The following is a 15,826-nucleotide window of genomic DNA, read 5'->3' as shown; positions in this document are numbered from 1 at the left end:
CAGCCACCCCGCGCCCGATTCGGTGCGGCCGTGTTTCCGCATGCACGAGAGGCAGGAACGCTGATGTCCACGTACCAAGGGAGCCCTGGGTCGACCCGACCCGGTCGGCGGTCCCGGTGGTTGCTGGCCGGTGGCCTGGTGGCGGGCAGCCTGGTGGCCGGGGCGGCGGGCCTGTCCGCCGTCACCGCCTCGGCCGCCGACCGTGACCCGGCGGCGCCGAACCCGGGCCAGCCCGCCGCGATGTTCCAGCATGACGTACCCGGAGTCGACGAGACCCCGAAACGCCCGGGGACGGACCGGCAGCGGCCCGAGTGGCGGCACGACCCGGGCGCGTCCCCGAAACGGCCAGCGGGCGGGGCCGACCGGTCGACAGGTCACCACGGGCGCGCACCGGACGGCAAGGCGGTGCCGGTGCCCTGCGACTCCGCCCGGCTCATCGCGGCGCTGGTGTGGGCGAACGCCGAGGGCGGTGCCACGTTGCGACTGGCGGAGAAGTGCTCCTACACCCTGACCCACGCCTTCCAGCAGCCCGACGAGTACGACGGCGGCATCCGCGACGCGCGGGAGGCCGCCGACGCCGCCGAGAACCCCGGCGACGCCGAAGCGCCGCCACGCAACCCCGCTGACGACAAGGCCGGCCTGCCGGTGATCTACCACGGGATCACCATCGAGGGCGCCGGCGCGACAATCGTCCGGGGGGTCAACACGCCTGACTTCCGCTTCTTCACCGTCCGCGACGGCGGCGAACTGACCCTCCGGGACGTCACCCTGCGCAACGGCCGCTCGGCGGCGGAGGGCGGCAGCATCCACGTCGTGCACGGCGCCACGGCGGTCGTCGAAGGGGTCACCGTCGTCGGCAGCACCTCGCTGTCCGCGGAGGGCGGTGGCGGTGGCATCTTCAACGACGGAAACCTCCAGATCAGCGACAGCAAACTGATCGGCAACCGGGCCGCCGGTGCCCAGGGCAAGGGCGGGGGCCTGCTCAACGGCGGCGTGATGACCATGCACCGCACCGAGTTCCGGCACAACAGCGCGGTCAGCTACGGCGGTGGCCTGGCCAACTTCCGGGCCGCGGGTGACGTGTACTCCTCCGCCTTCGTGCAGAACAACGCCGGTCAGGGCGGTGGTATGGCCAGCTTCTCCGCCCGCACCAAGGTCTTCGACACGCTCGTGGCGCAGAACAGTGCCGAGATCGGCGGTGGCCTGGCCAACTCGGACGCGGTGCTGGTGGCGCGACAGCTGACGGTCCGCGACAACCTGGCCACCGTCAAGGGCGGCGGCATCTCCACCTTCCAGGGCCTGGTGCCGGTGGACGACAGCGTGGTCAGCGGCAACACCACGCGTGGCAACGGCGGCGGCATCCACTCCGAGAAGTCGAACCTGCTCGTGCGGGGCACCGACGTCAAGGGCAACGCCGCGGTGGGCAAGCGGTCGCAGGGGGCGGGGCTGTTCGTGACAGCCGGCTCGACCTCGCTCTACCGCAGCCGGGTGGTCGGCAACGAGTCCACCCTCAAGGCCGGCGGGATCCAGGCCGAGCGGGCCCAGGTCAAGATCGATGACGACAGCGTCGTCATCGAGAACGACCCGACGAACTGCGCGGGAAGCAAGGTGCCGGTGGCGCACTGCTTCCGCTGAACGACCCGGTACGACAGGGGCCCGTGTCCGAAACGGCACGGGCCCTGTCGTACGTCACCGGGGTTCACTGAGAGGGCTGGGGCAGTTCGCAGTCGACCTTCGGGTTGGCGCCGACGTAGTTCAACGGGCCGGCGGCGATGGTGACCAGGATCGTGCCGACCTCGGCGCAGTTGGCTTCCTCGTCGCTGTAGTAGCCGCGCTGGCCGGCGGCGATGGCGCCGATGACGAGCCAGATCACCACGAGGACTCCGAATATCGACGTGCCACGCATGGCTTCCTCCACGGATTCGGGGGTGAGTTTCAAGGTGTGGGCCCTTGTACCCAGACGCGTCGAGCGGCTAACGGAGGCCGGCGCGCCCTACGGCGGCGTGGGCGTCTCGGGCGGACCGCCACGGCTGCGGAGCAGGTCGACCGCCGCCACTCCGATGAGCACCAGCATGGCCGCGAGCGACGCGCTCAGCGGGGGTAGGAACAGCACCGCCGGCGCCGCGGTCACCAGGGCCAGCACACCGCCCGGTCGTGACCACGAGACGCGGTTGAACACCTCACGCTCGAAGAAGGCCCGGCCGACCAGGAACAGCGCCGGACCGCCCAGGATGATCGCCGCCCAGGCGGGCGGGGTACGCGCGGGCAGGGCGTGCAGCACCAGCTCGAAGCCGGCCGCGGTGATGACCACCCCGGCGACCATCAGCAGATGGCTGTACGGCGCGGTCCTGACGAAACGGTTGGGAACCTTCGAGATCTTCATGGCCAGCGGCAGCAGTTCCCCGGACCTGTGCACGTAGACCCGCCACAGCAGCAGGATGGTGCCGAAGGCCAGCACGAACCCGACGCCGTTCTCCGCCTGCGCGTGTTCCCTGCTGTAGGCCATGCCGGTGACCAGGATCGTGTCACCCAGGGCGATGGTGTAGAACTGCTGGTACCGCTCGGCGAGGTGCTCGGCGGTCACCCGCAGTTGGGCGGCGGGCACGGTGCCGATTCCGGGCACCGGGTAGGCCAGCCGGAGCCCGAGATAGTCGATGCCGAGGGCGAGCAGCCACAGCGCCATCCGGGCGTCCTCGGCGACGAACGCGCCGACGATCCACGGCACCGCGGAGACGGCGAACCAGCAGAGGACCCGCGCCGCCCGGCGCTGGATCATCGGGTCGCTGCGCACCGTCGGCATGAGGATCAGGCCGCGTCCGAGATGGATGACGACGTACGCGCCGGCGAAGACCAGCCCTCGGTCACCGAACGCCTTGGGGATCGCGGTGGCCATCAACAGCACGCCGAACATCACCGTGACGATCAGTACCTTGATCTCGGTGCGTGCGGGGTCGTACAGGTCGGTGACGAGAGAGGTGACAACCCAGGTCCACCACACGGCGGCCAACATGATCAGCGCCTGGGTCGCCTGGTACCAGGTGATCTCGTGGGCCAGGTCGCGGGAGATGAGCGCCAGCGCGACCACGTAGACCAGATCGAAGAACAGCTCCAGCAGGGTGACCCGGCGGGGCGTGCCCGGACCGCGGGTGGGAGGTCGCCGTGGGTGCTGGGGCTGTTGCTGGGCGAACGGCAAGAACGACTCCCGGCAGCCGGCGGCAGTTCGGCGCGCCGGTCCGACCGGCGTACCGACCGTAACCGCGTCCCGCGCCGGGCCCGGCCGGAGTCGGTGCCGGTCACCGGAACGGCGTACACCGGGGCCGCCGGCGTGGGGCCCGTGCGGGCGTTCCCACGACCGGCGGCCCGGGTTCGTCAGGCTTCGCTGTCGGCCTGAGCGGCCAGCACCTTCGCCTGCTGGGGCCAGGTGACCAGGCTGGCCGTGGCGCGCAGCCCGGCGCTCTTGATGGTCTCCCGCAGCGCGGCCTCGTCCAGCTCGGCCAGCTGCCGGTAGGTCCGGATGCCCGCGCCGTGCAGCGCCGCCGCCATCTTCGGCCCGACTCCCTGGATACGCCGGAAGTCGTCGGCGTCCGCCGCGACCGGCTCGGCTGCCGCGATCGGCTCGGCGGTGGTGACCGGGTCGGCTGCCGCGCTGGTGGCGGGTTCGGTTGCGGTGGGCACCGCTGCGGGCTCGGTGGTGGTCTTCGGGCGGACCGGCGGGGTGGCGACCGCCGGTCGTGGTTCGGCGGTCGCGTCGGCCGTCGGTCCGTCGAGGACGGATGCCGCTTCGACATCGCCCGCGATCGGCTCGGTGGGCCGCGTCGCTTCGGCGGGGTCACCGGTCGCCGGCTTCCCGGTGGTGACGGCTGTCGAGTCGGCGGCGACAACCGGGGTCGCGTCGGTCTCGGCGACGACCGGGGTGTCGACGGTGTTGGGCACGGCGTCGGTGGCGGCGGTGGGCGGCGCGGCGTCGGCCTCGACGGGCTCGGCCGCCGGAGCGGTGGTGCCGCTACCCGTCGGTGCGGTGGAAGCGGGCTCGGTCGTCGGTTCGGTCGTGGCGGTTGCCTGCTCGGTCCCGGCGGCGGCCGGGGCCGATCCGGTTGCCTCGGTGGTCGTGTCGCTCGCCGTACCGGCCGTCGGCGTGGGCGGTTCCGTCCGCCGGCCACGCAGCAGCACCCAGCCCACCGCCAGCCCCGCCAGCAGCGCCACGAGCAGTATCAGCCAGCTCCCGAAGGACTCGCCCACGGTAACCCTCCCTGAGGTTCACGTCCGGATCGTCGCGAGAAAAACTCGCCGCAGCTTCGCACACGCGCGCCCGAGGCGACAGGCAGGTCAGGTAACAGTCCGTACGGGACACGCGGAGGCTACGGCAGGTGTCCGCTACGGGACGGACGGTGCGGTGGCCACGGTGCGGTGGCCACGGTGCGGGAACACCGTGCGGATGTGGACATGCCGCGGCCCCGGCACCGGGTCCGGTGCCGGGGCCGCGACGGGTTCAGTCCTGCTCGCCCCGGTAGGTGTAGAAGTCGTCGACGAACTTGCGTCGCAACCTCGGTACCCGGCTGGTGACCCGGAAGTATCCCCGCGCGCCGACGAGCGCGAGCCGTCCGAACACCGGCTGGTACATGCGGTCGTCGCCGTTGGTGCCGCTGCGGCCGAGCGAGTCGGCGACCCGGGCGAAGCCGTACGGCACCATCGCCGCCTCGTAGTCGGCCACCGCCTGCACCAGCGTCTTCTCGCCGGTGGTGGCGAGAATCAGTTGCCGCCGCAGCAGGTTCGCGTCGCGCAGCGCGGTGTTGGCTCCCACCCCCCGGCCCGGCGTCATGGTGTGGATCGCGTCGCCGAGGAGGGTGACCGTACTGCTCTTCCACGGCGGCACCGGCTCCGAGGTGGACACCCGGATCGGCAGGGCGCTGTCCGGGTCCGCCAGGCTGAGCAGTTCGCGCAGCTGCGGGTGCCAGTTGGCGGTCAGCTCCAGGGCCACCTGGATCAGCTCCGTACCCCGGCGCCGCATCACGTCCGCCGGAAACCGGCGGGCGGTGCTCCACACCACCAGGTTGATGTTGTCGCGGGTGGGGTCGTGGCCCAGCCCGGGCCAGTCGGCGAGCAGTTTCGCGTCAGCCGAGCTGGTCTCCGGCTTGAGGCGACCCTCGCGGTCCCACTTGAACTCCATCACGTGCAGGACGCCCATCACCCCGCCGGTGCCGAAGATCAGCGAGATGCCCCGCTGCACGCTCTCCGGCAACAGGGACCGGGTGTGCGGGGTCAGCGGCACCCGGGTGGCGATGTTGACCGTGCCGGCGTCCCGGATGACGGCATGCGGCAGGTACTGGCGACGGACCGCCGAGTGGGTGCCGTCCGCCGCCACGAGCAGGTCGCCGGTGGCGGTTCCACCGTCGGCGAAGTGGGCGGTGACCGTGCCGTCGTCGTGCTGGTCGTACCGGGTGAAGGTGCGGTCGAAGTGCACCGCGTCCTCCAGTCCGGTCAGCAGCACCTGGCGCAGCGTCATCCGGGCCACGGACCGTTCCGTGTCGACCGGATGGGTGTCCGGTCGCAGCGGGAAGGACGCCGTGTGCCGCATCTTCTCGGTGAGCACGTTGAAGTAGCGGGGCGAACGGGCGCAGGTGGCCAGGTAGATCTCGAACAGCTCCGGTGGCAGGCAGTCACGTAGGGCCCGACTGCCGGTGGGGCCGATGCCCACCCGGTAGCCGAGCAGTCCCTCACCCCTGGCCCGGTGTCGTTCGTAGACGTCGACGCCGATGCCGGCCCGACGCAGCCCGTGCGCCAGGCAGAGGCCGCCGGTGCCCGCACCGATGACCAGGACGTGCGGTGCTCGGGTCGTCATGGTCTCGCCCGGTCAGCCGGCCACGCGCGGTGCCGGAACGTCCGCGCCGTCCCAGCGGTAGAAGCAGTTGGCGATCGCGTCGCGGGGCGAGCGCCAGGTCGGCAGGTACGGCGAGGTGTGTGCGGACAGCCGTTCGTTCACCTGCTGGAACAACGGATGGTTGCGCGCCGCGGCGAGGGCGTCCGCGCCGACGTCGTCGGTCTCCATCAGGTGTACGCACAGGTCGTGCAGGCAGTACAGGGACCGGTGGCGAACGCCGGTCATGGCTGGCAGTTCGGTCTCGTCGGACTCGGCGAAGATCTGCGCCACCCGACCCTCCGCGCCCGGGATGATTCTGCTGACGATCACTAGACGGCTCATCGGATCCCTCTCACCGGTGGTTCGGCCCGGACGGACACCGGTCGCGGGCCGCTGTGGCCCCACCCTGGCGTCCGCGCAGTCACCTGTCCGTCAACGTCCGGGCTCGGTGCGGTGACGCACCGTCATCGGACCGGGAAAGGCGGCGCGGGTGACCGGGTGCCGGCGTGGGCCGCCGCTCGGTCGGCTGGCCCGACGGATCGGGTCGAGGGTCTCCGCGAGCAGCGCGCTCATCGCCGGTGACGGCTCCAGCCGTAGTTCCCGCAGCAGCAGGTCCCGGTAGACGTAGAAGGCGTGCACCGCCTCGAAGGCGTTCCCCTCGGCGAGGTGGATGCGGACCACCAGCCGGTGCGGTGTCTCGCGCAGTGGCTCGGCCGCCATCGCCTCCAGTGCCGCCTCCAACGCCTCGCCGTGCCGACCGGCGGCCAGGTGCTGGCCGGCGACCTGTTCCAGCATGTGCAGCCGGAGCTGGCGCAGCCGTTCCCGGTCGGCCAGGACCCAGTCGTCGTACCAACCGGGCAGCAGGTCGTGCCGCCCGGCGGCGAGAGCCTCCGTGGCGTCGTCGGGGGCGTGGCCGTCGCGAACCCGACCGGCCGTGTCGACGAGCAGGTCGACGTCGACCCGGACCAGCGGGTCGAGGCGGACGGTGTCGGCGGCGGTGGTCAGCGGGCAGTAGGGATCCTGACGCAGTCGCCACAGCGCGGTCCGCAGTGAGGACAGCGCGCGTTCCTCGGTGGCCTCCGGCCAGAGCAGGCCGGCGAGGTGGGTACGGGTGGCGCCGGGGCGCAGCCCGATCAGCGCGATGATCCGTTGCAGGCCGCGGGGCACCATCACCGGAGTGTCGCCGTGCGTCAGACGGAATCCGCCGAGCAGATGCAGCCGGATGTCGGTGTCGTGGTGCGGGCCGGTGGTGGGGGTGGGCGGATCGGCGGCCACGGCGGCACCCCCTGCGGAACGTTCGGTCACGGGTCTCGGCCGGGCCCCGGCGTGGCCGCCGTGACGCCACTGTCGACTCGCTACGCCGTCGCACGCGGGGTGCGGTGCCGGGTCTGACCGCCACGAAGATTATCAATAGCAGTTACTCTGAGTCAACGATGCTGTCGGCAATGTAACCCGTCGGGTTCTATGAGATCGCCTCTGAACTGCTAAATCGTGCTGATCATGGCCGTCGTGGCCGCTCAGCCGAATCACAGCTTGCGTCAACTCAGCGTCACCGTCCCCTGTTCTTGCCGAGGGCGTCGGTGACGCCCGGGTGACGCGGCGCTCCGCATCGTGGCGGCAGCCGTCCGGGCGCCTCCGGTGGCGTCGCCACCGGCCCCATGGGGGGAGACCAGCATGGACCGAACGCTGATCGTCGCGAAGGTGGTCCCGACCGCCGAGTCGGCGGTCGCCGAGATCTTCGCCGAGTCCGACACGACCGAGCTGCCTCACCTGGTGGGGGTCCGACATCGCTCGCTGTACCGCCTGCACGACCTGTACGTGCACCTCATCGAGACCGAGTCGGCAGGTGACGGTGCCGTGGAGGCAGTTCGGGAGCACCCCGAGTTCGTCAGGGTCAGCAGCCGGCTCAGCCCGTACATCTCGCCGTACCGGCCCGACTGGCGCTCACCCCGGGACGCCATGGCGCGGTGCTTCTACCGTTTCGACGGGCGTCGGCCGTGACCGCCACCGCGCCTTCGGGCGAGGCCCTGTGGTCCCGATGCGGCGGCTGCGCCGCCCTGCTCTACCGCAAGCGGCTACGCCGCAACCTCGACGTCTGCCCGGAGTGCGGCCTGCACACCCGACTCGCCGCACCGGAGCGGATCAGTCAACTTGTCGACCCCGGGTCGTTCCGGCCGCTGCCGGACCGCGCGGTCGAGGTGGACCCGATCGGATTCGTCGACGTCCTGCCGTACCCGCACCGGCTCACCGCCGCCCGCGCCGACACCGGCCTCGCGGAGGCCGTGCTCTGCGGCACCGCGACGGTGGGCGGGTCGCATTGTGCGCTCGCGGTGATGGACTTCCGGTTTCTCGGCGGCAGTCTGGGCTGCGCCGTCGGCGAGCTGATCACCCGTACCGCTGAGCAGGCCCTGGAATCGGGCGTGCCGCTGGTCCTGGTCACCGCCTCCGGCGGCGCCCGGATGCAGGAGGGTGCCCTGTCGCTGATGCAGATGGCCACGGTCAGTCAGGCGATGGCCGCGCTGCGCGAGGCCGGGCTGCTCACCGTGAGCGTGCTGACCGACCCCACCTACGGCGGGGTGGCGGCCTCCTTCGCCACCAGCGCCGATCTGGTCCTCGCCGAGAGCGGTGCCCGGATGGGCTTCGCCGGCCCCCGGGTGATCCGCCAGGTGACCGGTCGCACCCTGCCGGAGGGATTTCAGACCGCTGAGTTCCTGCTGCGGTACGGCCAAGTCGACATGGTGGTGCCCCGACACGCGCTGCGCGCCCGGCTGGCGACCCTGCTCGCCGTGGCGGGGACCGGCCGCCGAGCCACGAAGCGGTCCGGCGCACCCGCGCCACCGCCGGCGTCCGCCCCGGCGGTCGACCCAGCCCGGGCACCCGCCCGCGACGCCTGGGAGACGGTACGGCTGGCCCGGCACCCCGGTCGCCCCACCACGCTGGACTACCTGGAGACCACCTTCGACGGCTTCACCGAACTGCACGGCGATCGGCTCGGCGGCGACTGTCCGGCGGTCGTCGGCGGGCTGGCGCGGCTCGACGGCCGGCACCTGATGGTGATCGGCCACCAGAAGGGACACACCACCGCCGAGTTGGCGGCCCGCAACTTCGGCATGGCCACCCCGGCGGGACATCGCAAGGCGTTGCGGTTGATGCGACTGGCGGCCCGAATCGGGTTGCCCGTGGTGACCCTTGTCGACACCCCGGGCGCCGATCCGGGTGTGGACGCGGAGGAACACGGCCAGGCGGCGGCCATCGCGGAGAACATCCTGACGCTGAGCATGCTGCCCACACCGGTGGTGACGGTGGTGACCGGGGAGGGGGCAGCGGCGGCGCGCTCGCCCTGGCGGTGGCCGACCGGGTGCTGATGCTCCAGCACGCGGTCTACTCGGTGATCAGCCCGGAGGGCTGCGCCGCGATCCTCTGGCCGGGTCGCACCGCCGCCCCGCAGGCGGCCCGGGCCCTGCGGTTGACCGCGCCGGATCTGTGCCGTCTCGGGGTCGTCGACGAGGTCGTCCCCGAGCCGGACGGTTCGGCCGCCGACGATCCCGAGGCCACGGCGCGGGCCGTCCGTCAGGCACTGCTGGCGAACCTGCTGCCGCTGCTGGACGTGCCGGCGGTGACCCTGGTCCAACGACGGCGCCGCCGCTTCCGCCGCTTCGGTGCCGCAGGTGCCGGTGCCCGGGCGGGTGCCCGGTGAGCGCCACGGCCGGTGCCGCGCCCACCGTCGCCGGTGCCCCGTCGTCGCCTGTGGACGACGCACCGACCGCGACCGCCGCGCCCTCGTCGGCAGCGGACGCGGCCCGCCCCGGGCGGTCCGACGCCGACGGCGCGTACCTCGCGCGCACCGCTGCGCCGACCCCGGCCGGTGACGGGATCGGCCACCTGGCCGACGGCGTCGCCGACCCAGGTCCCGGCCGGCACCCGGCGGCCGACGCCGCCCTGACCGAACTACGCCGACACGCCCGGCACTTCGTCGCCGAACTCGCCGAGCCGGTACGCCGGCTGCGGCTGCGCCTCGGTGACGCCGAACTGGAGGTGGAGTGGGACCATCCGGTCGGCCCGGACCAGGGCGCACCGTCCGGCCGCACGGATTCCGCCGCCCCCGTCCCACGGTCGCCGGCCGATCCGTCCGTAGCCCCGTCGGCGACGGCCCCAGCGACCCGGATCATCGTCCGCTCGCCGATGGTCGGCACCTTCTACCGGGCGTCGCAGCCGGGCGCGGCACCCTTCGTGGCCGTCGGTGACCTGGTCCGGCCGGGGCAGGTCGTCGGCATCGTCGAGGCGATGAAGCTGATGAACGAGATCGCCGCGGACCGGCCCGGCCGGGTCGTCGAGGTCCTGGTGGCCGACGGACAACCTGTGGAGTACGACCAGCCACTTGTGGCCCTGGATCCGGCCTGAGGGTGGTGCTGATGTTCGCCAAGGTGCTGATCGCCAACCGGGGTGAGATCGCGCTGCGCATCCTCCGTGCCTGCCGGGAGTTGGGCATCCGTACCGCTGTTGTCTACTCCACGGCGGACGCCGACTCGGCGGCGGTGCGGCTGGCCGACGAGGCCGTCCGGATCGGCCCCTCGGCCAGCCGGCGCAGCTACCTCAACGCGGCGGCGGTGGTGGAGGCGGCCCGCAAGGTCGGCGCCGAGGCGGTGCACCCGGGCTACGGCTTCCTCTCCGAGGACGCCGATTTCGCGGAGATCTGCGCGGACAATGGTCTGGTTTTCGTCGGCCCGCCTCCGCAGGTGATGTCCGTGCTGGCCGACAAGTCCTCCGCCCGCGCGTTGATGAGCCGAGCCGGGCTGCCGCTCGCGCCGGGCGCCGTGCAGCCGGTACCGACGGCCGTCGAGGCCGCGGCCGTCGCCGCCGAGGTGGGCTACCCGGTCATCATCAAGGCCGCGGCCGGGGGCGGCGGCCGGGGGATGGCAGTGGTCCGCACCCCGGCGGACCTGCCCCGGGCGTACGCGCGCACCCGGGCCGCCGCCCAGGCCGCCTTCGGCGACGACCGGGTGTACGTCGAGCGTTACCTGACCGACGCCCGGCACGTCGAGGTCCAGGTGCTCTGCGACCCGCACGGCAACGGCGTGCACCTGGGCACCCGGGACTGCTCGGTGCAGCGCCGACACCAGAAGCTGGTCGAGGAGGCACCCGCCCCGGCGCTGTCCCAGGCGACGCTCGACGCCATCGCCAGCACCGCCCTGCGTGGCGCACTCGACGTCGGGTTCACCGGTGCCGGCACCGTGGAGTTCCTGGTCGACGCCGAGGAGCGGTTCCATTTCCTGGAGATCAACTGCCGAATCCAGGTGGAACACCCGGTCACCGAAATGATCACCGGGATCGACCTGGTGCACGAGCAGTTCCACATCGCCGCCGGCACCCCACTGCGGTGGCGTCAGGAGGACATCCGCTTCACCGGGGTGGCCGTCGAGTGTCGCGTCAACGTGGAGGATCCGGACCGGGGCTTCACGCCGACACCCGGCCGGCTCGACCGGTTCGTGCCACCCGGCGGCCCGTTCACCCGGGTCGACACCCACGGCCACGCCGGCTACCTGGTGGGTCCGCACTACGACTCGCTGCTGGCGAAGGTGGCGGTCTGGGCCCCGGACCGCGACCTGGCGTTGAGCCGGCTGGACCGCGCGCTCCGCGAATTCGAGATCTCCGGACCCGGGATGCGGACCACCATCCCGTTCGTCCGCCGGGTGCTCGATGACCCCGAGTTCCGCAAGGGGCGTCACTCGACCGGCCTGGTGGACCGTCTGATCGCCGCACCGAAACCCACACACCCGAGGAGGAAACGATGACCGTCACCGACGGCCGTCCGCTGACCGCGGAGATAACCGACATCCTGGTCACCAACTGCGGGCTCGACCGGGACGCCGCCGCCCGCGCGCCGGCCGCCTCCCTGGAGGAGCTGGGCATGGACTCGCTGGCCCTGCTCGAACTCTCGGCCGTGGTCGCCGACCGCTGGCAGGTGAGCATCCCGGAGCAGGCCGCCCAGCTGAGCATCCCCGCCGTGGCCGACCTGGTCGCCCGGCGGGCCGACCCGCCCGGACACACCGAGAACAGCATCGTCATCGCCGCGCCGATGGAGCTGGTCTGGTCGGTGACGAACGACGTGGCGAACTGGCCGGACCTGTTCACCGAGTACGCGCGGGCGGAGATCCTCGACCGGGACGGCGACACCGTCCGGTTCCGGCTCACCATGCATCCCGACGAGAACGGCGTCGCCTGGAGCTGGGTGAGCGAACGGACCGCGGACCCGGCCACCCGGCAGGTGCGGGCCCGTCGGGTGGAAACCGGACCGTTCGAGTACATGCGCATCCGCTGGACCTACACCGAGGAACCCGACGGTGTCCGGATGACCTGGGTGCAGGACTTCGCGATGAAGCCGACCGCGCCGGTGGACAACGCCGGCATGACCGAACGGATCAACACCAACAGCGCGGTGCAGCTGGCCGTGATCAAAGAGCGCGTCGAACGGCTCGCCGGCCACCCGGCGAGCACGCCGCCGCCGAACCTCACCCCGACGAGCACGGTGCCGACAGGCGTGCACGCGACAGGAGCAGACGATGAGTGACCTCGCCCTGGTAGCCGCCCGGGACGTGCCCGCCGACCGCCGTCGAGGTGGCGAGCTTCGCGTCCTGCTCGGTCCCCGTACCGTCGGCAGCACCTCGGGTTTCATGGGCGTGGCCACCATGGCGCCGGGGGAACGGATAGCCGAGCACTACCACCCGTACAGCGAGGAGTTCCTCTACGTCGCCCGGGGCGCCATCACCGTCGACCTGGACGACGAACCGGTGCCGCTGGCGGCCGGTGAGGCGCTCTTCGTGTCCCGCAATGTCCGGCACCGGCTGCGCAACACCGGCCACGTACCCGCCGAGGTGGTCTTCCACCTCGGGCCGTTGGCCCCCCGCCCGGAACTCGGCCACGTCGACACGGAGCTTGTCGAACAGCGGGACCGTTCATGACCACCCGGCGCGCCGTGGTCACCGGCGTCGGGGTGGTGGCCCCCGGCGGGGTGACCCGGGACCGGTTCTGGAAGGGCATCACCGAGGGGCGTACGGCCACCCGGCGGATCAGCTTCTTCGACCCGTCACCGTTCCGGTCGCAGATCGCCGCCGAGTGCGACTTCGACCCGGACGCCGCCGGGCTCACCCCGACCAGCGGCAGCGCGCCGACCGGTACGTGCAGTTCGCGCTGGCCTGCGCCGCCGAGGCGGTCGCCGACAGCGGGCTGGACCTCACCGACGCCGAACGCGACAGTGCCGGCGTGGTGCTGGGCACCGCCGTCGGCGGCACCATGGCGCTGGAACAGGAGTACGTGACGGTGAGCGACAGCGGCCGCCGCTGGTTGGTCGACGCGGCACTCGGCGGCCCGTACCTCTATCCGGCGCTGATGCCGAGCAGCCTGGCCGCCGACGTGGCCTGCCGGCACGGCCTGCACGGCCCGGCGCAGGTGATCTCCACCGGCTGCACCTCCGGCATCGACGCAATCGGGTACGCCCACCAACTCGTCGTGGACGGCGAGGCGGACATCGTGCTCGCCGGTGCCGCCGACTCGCCCATCTCGCCGGTGACCGTGGCCTCCTTCGACGCGATCAAGGCGACCAGCCCGGACAACGACGACCCGGCGCACGCCTCCCGCCCGTTCGACGCCGACCGGCACGGCTTCGTGCTGGCCGAGGGAGCGGCGGTGCTGGTGCTGGAGGAGGCCGGCCACGCCGCCCGGCGTGGCGCGCACGTCTACTGCGAGGTGGCCGGCTACGCCAGCCGCAGCAACGGCTACCACATGACCGGGCTGCGACCCGACGGCGTGGAGATGGGGCTGGCCATCACCGACGCGCTGCGGCAGGCCCGGCTGGCCCCCGAGGACGTCTCCTACATCAGCGCCCACGGCTCGGGTACCCGGCAGAACGACAGGCACGAGACGGCCGCGTTCAAACGGTCACTCGGGTCGGCGGCCTACCGGGTGCCGATCAGCTCGATCAAGTCGATGGTCGGGCACTCGCTCGGCGCCATCGGTGCCATCGAGATGGCCGCGTGCGCGCTGGCCATCGAGTTCGGGGTGGTGCCGCCGACCGCCAACTGGGCCACCCGGGATCCGGAGTGCGACCTGGACTACGTGCCGAACGAGGCCCGGGAGGTTCCGGTGGATGTGGCGCTGTCGGTGGGCAGCGGGTTCGGCGGCTTCCAGTCGGCCATGCTGTTCCGCCGGTTGGCCCGGGACGTGGCCCGGTGAGCGGGGTACGGGCTGCCGGCGAGGTGACGGCATGACGGGCGGGCGGGCCGTGGTGACCGGCGTCGGGGTGGTGGCGCCCAGCGGGGTCGGCGCGGACGCGCACTGGCGTTCGGTCCTGGCCGGCCGTCGCCGTACCGGGCCGATCACCCTCTTCGACGCCTCCGGGTATCCGACCCGGCTCGGCGGTGAGGTGGCGGACTTCGACCCGGCCCGGTACGCCGACAACCGTGCCCTGGTGCAGACCGACAGGTGGACACACCTCGGTTTCGCCGCCACCGCGCTGGCGCTGACCGACGCCGGCCTGCCGGAGCGGGCCACCGACCCGTACGGCTGGGCGGTGACCCTGGCCAGCGCCTCCGGCGGCAACCTGTTCGGCCAGCGGGAACTGCAACGGCTCTGGTCGTCGCCGACACGCACCGTGGGGGCGTACCAGTCGATCGCCTGGTTCTACGCGGCGAGCGTCGGTCAGCTCTCCATCCGGCATCAGGCGAAGGGCCCGTGCGGGGTGTTGGTGGCCGAGTCGGCGGGCGGGCTGGACAGCCTGGCGCACGCGGTGCGGACCGTACGGCGTGGTGCCTCGGTGGTGCTCGCCGGGGCCACCGAGTGCCCGCTGAGCCCGTACGCCCTTGCCTGTCAGCTGCGGTCCGGCCTGCTCAGCGAGGTGGCTGATCCGGAACGTGCCTACCGGCCGTTCGACGCCGCCGCCAGTGGCTACCTGCCCGCCGAGGGCGGCGCGGTCTTCGTGGTGGAGGAGTTGACCCACGCCCGCGCCCGGGGCGCGCGCGTCTACGGCGAGGTGACCGGTTGGGGTGCCACGCACGACGCGGCGCACACCACTGCGGACAGCGCCGGAGATCCGCACCAGTACGCCCGCGCGATGCGGTTGGCCCTCGGTCGGGCCGGCGTCGAACCGGACGAGGTGGACGTGGTGGTCCCGGACGCCCTCGGGGTGCCCCGCTACGACCGGGCCGAGGCGAGCGCGCTGCGTGCCGTCTTCGGCGCCCGCACACCGCCGGTGAGCACCCACAAGGAGCTGACCGGGCGGGCGCACCAGGGCGGGTCTGCCCTGGACGTGGCGACCGCGCTGCTCGCCTTCGCGCATGACACGCTGCCCGCCTCGGCCGGCCCGGACGTCGTGGCCGAGGGGTGTGAGCTGAACTTCCTGCGGGCCGCCCGCCGCCCGCGTACCCGGGTCGCGTTGGTCTGCGCCCGGGGCTTCGACGGATTCAACAGTGCGCTGGTGCTGCGCGGTGCGCCGCCGGCCGGAGAGGAGTCGTGATGACGGCAGGGGAGCGCGACGAGCGAGCTGACGAGCACCGCGCCCGGGTGGTCTTTCTGGTCCGGGTGCCCGACGAGCGCACCGGGGACTTCCTCCGGGCCTACGAGGCGGTCCGGCACCTCGTCGCCGACGGTGTGCCGGGCCACCTGGTCGACCAGGTGTGCCGGTCGTCGACGGACCCGGAGCAGTGGCTGATCACGAGCGAGTGGCGCAGCCTCGCCGACTTCGAGGCGTGGGAGCGCAGCCCGGAGCATCGCGAGCTGGTCCGGCCGATGCGGGAGTGCTTCACCGACGCCCGGTCCCTGCGGTTCCACATCCACGCGCAGACCCCCGTACCGGCGTGAGCACTCCCCGCGACAATATGCACGCTCAGTGTTTTTTCGCTCACTGAAGGTCAACACACGGAATCGATCATGCCTGTCGGGTGGCCGCTCGACAATCCCGCCAGTCGCCCTTCTCGG

Annotated in this window: 14 protein-coding genes and 2 pseudogenes; 10 read left to right on the top strand and 6 right to left on the bottom strand. The window is 72.5% G+C overall.

The genetic code is table 11. The features are described from left to right. Nucleotides 1-63: 63 nt before the first annotated feature. Nucleotides 64-1,635 (top strand): hypothetical protein, encoded by a 1,572-nt coding sequence (locus tag CLT74_RS09865; RefSeq protein ID WP_099846273.1) that lies wholly within the window; start codon nt 64-66, stop codon nt 1,633-1,635. A gap of 64 nt (nt 1,636-1,699) precedes the next feature. Here the strand turns inward: CLT74_RS09865 and CLT74_RS09860 are convergent, their stop codons facing one another. The 6 genes from CLT74_RS09860 to CLT74_RS09835 all read right to left on the bottom strand — a co-directional run bounded on the left by CLT74_RS09860 (nt 1,700) and on the right by CLT74_RS09835 (nt 7,132). Further along, nucleotides 1,700-1,906: a hypothetical protein gene (locus CLT74_RS09860; RefSeq protein ID WP_093402652.1), complete on the bottom strand. Its 207-nt coding sequence runs from the start codon at nt 1,904-1,906 to the stop codon at nt 1,700-1,702. An 87-nt stretch (nt 1,907-1,993) separates the two neighbouring features. Continuing rightward, nucleotides 1,994-3,193 (bottom strand): low temperature requirement protein A, encoded by a 1,200-nt coding sequence (locus tag CLT74_RS09855; protein ID WP_099846272.1) that lies wholly within the window; start codon nt 3,191-3,193, stop codon nt 1,994-1,996. A 176-nt stretch (nt 3,194-3,369) separates the two neighbouring features. Next, nucleotides 3,370-4,239, bottom strand: a complete 870-nt coding sequence (locus CLT74_RS09850) for a helix-hairpin-helix domain-containing protein (RefSeq protein WP_099846271.1) — start codon at nt 4,237-4,239, stop codon at nt 3,370-3,372. 250 nt (nt 4,240-4,489) lie between these two features. Further along, the gene (locus CLT74_RS09845; protein ID WP_099846270.1) at nt 4,490-5,839 is read right to left on the bottom strand and encodes an FAD-dependent monooxygenase; all 1,350 of its coding nucleotides are present in this window, start codon (nt 5,837-5,839) and stop codon (nt 4,490-4,492) included. A 12-nt stretch (nt 5,840-5,851) separates the two neighbouring features. Further along, a complete protein-coding gene (locus tag CLT74_RS09840) occupies nt 5,852-6,199 on the bottom strand; it encodes a TcmI family type II polyketide cyclase (RefSeq protein ID WP_099846269.1) in 348 nt (115 codons plus the stop codon). Nucleotides 6,200-6,289: 90 nt separating this feature from the next. After that, complete coding sequence (locus CLT74_RS09835) at nt 6,290-7,132, bottom strand: AfsR/SARP family transcriptional regulator (RefSeq protein WP_486582197.1); 843 nt, start codon at nt 7,130-7,132, stop codon at nt 6,290-6,292. Between the two features lie 399 nt (nt 7,133-7,531). On the opposite strand from CLT74_RS09835, the gene CLT74_RS09830 reads away from it, so the two are divergent. The 9 genes and pseudogenes from CLT74_RS09830 (at nt 7,532) to CLT74_RS09790 (ending at nt 15,709) form a co-directional block, all read left to right on the top strand. Continuing rightward, complete coding sequence (locus CLT74_RS09830) at nt 7,532-7,858, top strand: TcmI family type II polyketide cyclase (protein WP_099846268.1); 327 nt, start codon at nt 7,532-7,534, stop codon at nt 7,856-7,858. Further along, nucleotides 7,855-9,554: pseudogene (locus tag CLT74_RS09825) on the top strand (acetyl-CoA carboxylase carboxyltransferase subunit alpha). The gene CLT74_RS09830 and the pseudogene CLT74_RS09825 overlap by 4 nt, the downstream one beginning before the upstream one ends. Before the next feature lie 176 nt (nt 9,555-9,730). Beyond that, nucleotides 9,731-10,258: an acetyl-CoA carboxylase biotin carboxyl carrier protein gene (gene accB / locus CLT74_RS09820; protein WP_099851672.1), complete on the top strand. Its 528-nt coding sequence runs from the start codon at nt 9,731-9,733 to the stop codon at nt 10,256-10,258. 11 nt (nt 10,259-10,269) lie between these two features. Then, the gene (locus CLT74_RS09815) at nt 10,270-11,649 is read left to right on the top strand and encodes an acetyl-CoA carboxylase biotin carboxylase subunit (RefSeq protein WP_099851670.1); all 1,380 of its coding nucleotides are present in this window, start codon (nt 10,270-10,272) and stop codon (nt 11,647-11,649) included. Further along, nucleotides 11,646-12,425: an SRPBCC family protein gene (locus tag CLT74_RS09810; protein WP_486582195.1), complete on the top strand. Its 780-nt coding sequence runs from the start codon at nt 11,646-11,648 to the stop codon at nt 12,423-12,425. Before CLT74_RS09815 ends, CLT74_RS09810 begins: the two co-directional genes overlap by 4 nt. Then, nucleotides 12,418-12,816, top strand: coding sequence for a cupin domain-containing protein (locus tag CLT74_RS09805; protein ID WP_099846267.1), 399 nt, complete (start codon nt 12,418-12,420; stop codon nt 12,814-12,816). The genes CLT74_RS09810 and CLT74_RS09805 overlap by 8 nt, the downstream gene beginning before the upstream one ends. Then, a pseudogene (locus tag CLT74_RS09800) lies at nt 12,813-14,086 on the top strand (beta-ketoacyl-[acyl-carrier-protein] synthase family protein). The gene CLT74_RS09805 and the pseudogene CLT74_RS09800 overlap by 4 nt, the downstream one beginning before the upstream one ends. Nucleotides 14,087-14,117: 31 nt before the next feature. Then, nucleotides 14,118-15,365 (top strand): beta-ketoacyl synthase N-terminal-like domain-containing protein, encoded by a 1,248-nt coding sequence (locus CLT74_RS09795; RefSeq protein ID WP_099846266.1) that lies wholly within the window; start codon nt 14,118-14,120, stop codon nt 15,363-15,365. Beyond that, entirely contained in the window at nt 15,365-15,709 is a 345-nt protein-coding gene (locus CLT74_RS09790; protein ID WP_099846265.1) for an antibiotic biosynthesis monooxygenase family protein, read from the top strand. Before CLT74_RS09795 ends, CLT74_RS09790 begins: the two co-directional genes overlap by 1 nt. Nucleotides 15,710-15,826: the final 117 nt, after the last annotated feature.

This window comes from Verrucosispora sp. CNZ293 (genome assembly GCF_002754655.1).
Note: the sequence above shows the minus strand (reverse complement) of the source record. Positions and strands in the feature narration are given on the sequence as shown.

Bases quoted from the DNA above. Each gene is read 5' to 3' on its own strand.
- CLT74_RS09845 (WP_099846270.1), bottom strand. From the start codon at position 5,839: ATGACGACCCGAGCACCGCACGTCCTGGTCATCGGTGCGGGCACCGGC.
- CLT74_RS09810 (WP_486582195.1), top strand. From the start codon at position 11,646: ATGACCGTCACCGACGGCCGTCCGCTGACCGCGGAGATAACCGACATC.
- CLT74_RS09840 (WP_099846269.1), bottom strand. From the start codon at position 6,199: ATGAGCCGTCTAGTGATCGTCAGCAGAATCATCCCGGGCGCGGAGGGT.
- CLT74_RS09830 (WP_099846268.1), top strand. From the start codon at position 7,532: ATGGACCGAACGCTGATCGTCGCGAAGGTGGTCCCGACCGCCGAGTCG.
- CLT74_RS09860 (WP_093402652.1), bottom strand. From the start codon at position 1,906: ATGCGTGGCACGTCGATATTCGGAGTCCTCGTGGTGATCTGGCTCGTC.
- CLT74_RS09815 (WP_099851670.1), top strand. From the start codon at position 10,270: ATGTTCGCCAAGGTGCTGATCGCCAACCGGGGTGAGATCGCGCTGCGC.
- CLT74_RS09790 (WP_099846265.1), top strand. From the start codon at position 15,365: ATGACGGCAGGGGAGCGCGACGAGCGAGCTGACGAGCACCGCGCCCGG.
- CLT74_RS09805 (WP_099846267.1), top strand. From the start codon at position 12,418: ATGAGTGACCTCGCCCTGGTAGCCGCCCGGGACGTGCCCGCCGACCGC.
- CLT74_RS09795 (WP_099846266.1), top strand. From the start codon at position 14,118: ATGACGGGCGGGCGGGCCGTGGTGACCGGCGTCGGGGTGGTGGCGCCC.
- CLT74_RS09865 (WP_099846273.1), top strand. From the start codon at position 64: ATGTCCACGTACCAAGGGAGCCCTGGGTCGACCCGACCCGGTCGGCGG.